This is a genomic window from Pirellulales bacterium (genome assembly GCA_035939775.1).
Taxonomy (GTDB): Bacteria; Planctomycetota; Planctomycetia; order Pirellulales; family DATAWG01; genus DASZFO01.
This window is the reverse complement of sequence record DASZFO010000171.1, coordinates 1-2,110: the sequence shown is the minus strand read 5'-3', so window position 1 is coordinate 2,110 and position 2,110 is coordinate 1. Positions and strand designations below refer to the sequence as shown.

At 62.6% G+C, this 2,110-nt stretch carries 2 protein-coding genes; one reads left to right on the top strand and one right to left on the bottom strand.

The features are described from left to right. Nucleotides 1-738 precede the first annotated feature (738 nt). Complete coding sequence (locus tag VGY55_11475) at nucleotides 739-1,842, bottom strand: IS110 family transposase (GenBank protein HEV2970580.1); 1,104 nt, start codon at nucleotides 1,840-1,842, stop codon at nucleotides 739-741. An 87-nt stretch (nucleotides 1,843-1,929) separates the two neighbouring features. On the opposite strand from VGY55_11475, the gene VGY55_11470 reads away from it, so the two are divergent. Next, on the top strand, nucleotides 1,930-2,110 hold a 181-nt coding region (locus tag VGY55_11470; GenBank protein ID HEV2970579.1), incomplete at its 3' end, for a DUF1559 domain-containing protein.

Genomic DNA, 2,110 nt, shown 5'->3' with positions numbered 1-2,110 from the left:
AGTGACCGCTCTGGCCTGGGTCAGCTACAAGCGTCGCAAGAAATCGAACTGAACGACGGTCCGCCGTCTTGTGCGGCGTGTTCCAACGTGATAATTGCGGTGAATTGCTTACATGGATTGGCGATTGCTCACCAGGATAGTTCGATGATCCAGCGAAATCCGCGCGCGGCTTGGAGAGCGTGTGCAAGTCCTCGTTCGATGCCGCGCGCTCGCTGCCGTTGCGGCAAGCCCGACGCGGCTTTACGTCTACCGACTTCCGAATTCCGACTTCCGAATTCCGACTTCGCTTTCGCCCGCCACGGTTTCATCTCTGTAGGGGCCCTTTGTCAACGCACGCGTTGCTTCACATGGGTTGTGCTCCGTGGATTGGTGGTTTCGACCTGGGCATTGCTCGGCGGTGGTCGATCCGTCCTCCGCAGCCTGGTCGCGGCGGCGGGGCGGTTGAATTCATCTCTACGCAGTCACCGGACGTGGCGATCGTGTTGGCGCCGCGTGTGCTCCGGGCTGAATAAAACCATGTACGCATCGGTCGGGCCGAATTCACTCTGTCGCGGTCACCGGCAGGCAGCTCAAGCAGAGCTTGAGCGCACTGGATCGACAGGCGATTCCAGCGCGCACTGCGTGCCGGGCCGAATGAAAGCAGGTCGCGGTCACCGACTCGATGAGACGCACGCACAACGCGCGCACGTCGTACTACCGCCGTCTTTCTCTCCAAGGAACCTCCTCGTCTTCTTCTTTCTAGGCTGCCGCCGGGCGTTGGCGCTTACGCGCCCGGGCCTGGTTCAGCCGCGTCGTGCGATCGATCGGTTGGCCGCAGCGATACGGCTTTTTGTCGCGGACCATCGCGTACAGTGTGCGCAGCAGCCGGCGACCCATTGCCACGTTGGCCTTGGGCTTGCCGATGCGGGCGATGAGCCGCTGGCGGGTCGCCTCCTGCCGGGCGTCGCACTGGCACAAGGTCATGGCCGCCTGGCACAATGCCCAGCGCAATGGAACCGAGCCGGCCTTGGTGATGTTGCCGCTCTGGGTACGGCCGGCCGATTCTTTCAGGTCGGCGGTCAGGCCGGCCCAAAACTCGAGCGCGTCGGCATTGGGAAACCGCTCGAACGGGCCGATCTCGGCGGCGATGATCAGGGCCCAGATGTCGCCGATTCCCGGCACGGTCAGCAGAAGGAGCTGCGTGTTCAGGAACGCTTCGCTGCGCGGTGCCAAGAGGATCTCACGCCGCAATTTCTCGCGATGCCGTTCGACCAGCATCACGATGTCCAGATAATCGGCGAACGCTCGTTGCTGCACCGGCGCGAGCAAGTGACCGTCGGAGAGCAGCCAACGCTGAGCAGCGGCGCCGTCGAACCTGGGTCCACGCAGGTTGGCCGCATTGAGCATCGATTTCATGGAATGCTTGCTACGCGACAAGAGCCGGCTCAACTGCCGCCAGTGCCGGCCGAGCTTGCGAAGCTGCATCAAGACCGGGTCGGCGATGAAACCCAAGGGGCACTCGCCGCGCGCCAGCCGACGCGCGATGTCCAGAGCGTCGTTGCGATCGTTCTTCCGCCGCTTGCCGCGCCGGTTGGCCAACTCGGTGGCATCGGCGATGTCGATCCGATCGACACATCCCCGAAAGCGCTCGATGAACCACTCGACGAACGGACAGGCCTCGACGGCCAAGTGGCAAGGCCTGGGCAATGCCAACAGCCATTGCTCGATCTTGCCGACGCTCTTGGTGCTGATCTTGAGTGTCGCGATCGTCTCCCCTGTCGGGCTGACCGCCGCCAACGTTACGGTGCACTTGTGCAGATCGACTCCGACAAACGACTGGAAATCAACTCGATTCGCGTCCATAACCAGGGTCTCCGTGTACGGGGCCGAAGAAAAACGTTTGCCTCGGGAAAGCGTAACCGCTCTCCCCGGCCCCTACACGGTTTTACCCTGGTCGAACTCTTGGTCGTGATTGCGATCATCGGCATTTTGATCGCGCTGCTCTTGCCGGCGGAGCAGGCGGCGCGCGAGGCTGCGCGGCGCATGCAGTGCTGCAACAACCTCAAACAGTTGGGGCTCGCACTGCAGAATTATCATTCGGCGATGCACACGTTTCCTCCCGGCTCGCAGT

Bases quoted from the DNA above. Each gene is read 5' to 3' on its own strand.
- VGY55_11475 (HEV2970580.1), bottom strand. From the start codon at position 1,842: ATGGACGCGAATCGAGTTGATTTCCAGTCGTTTGTCGGAGTCGATCTG.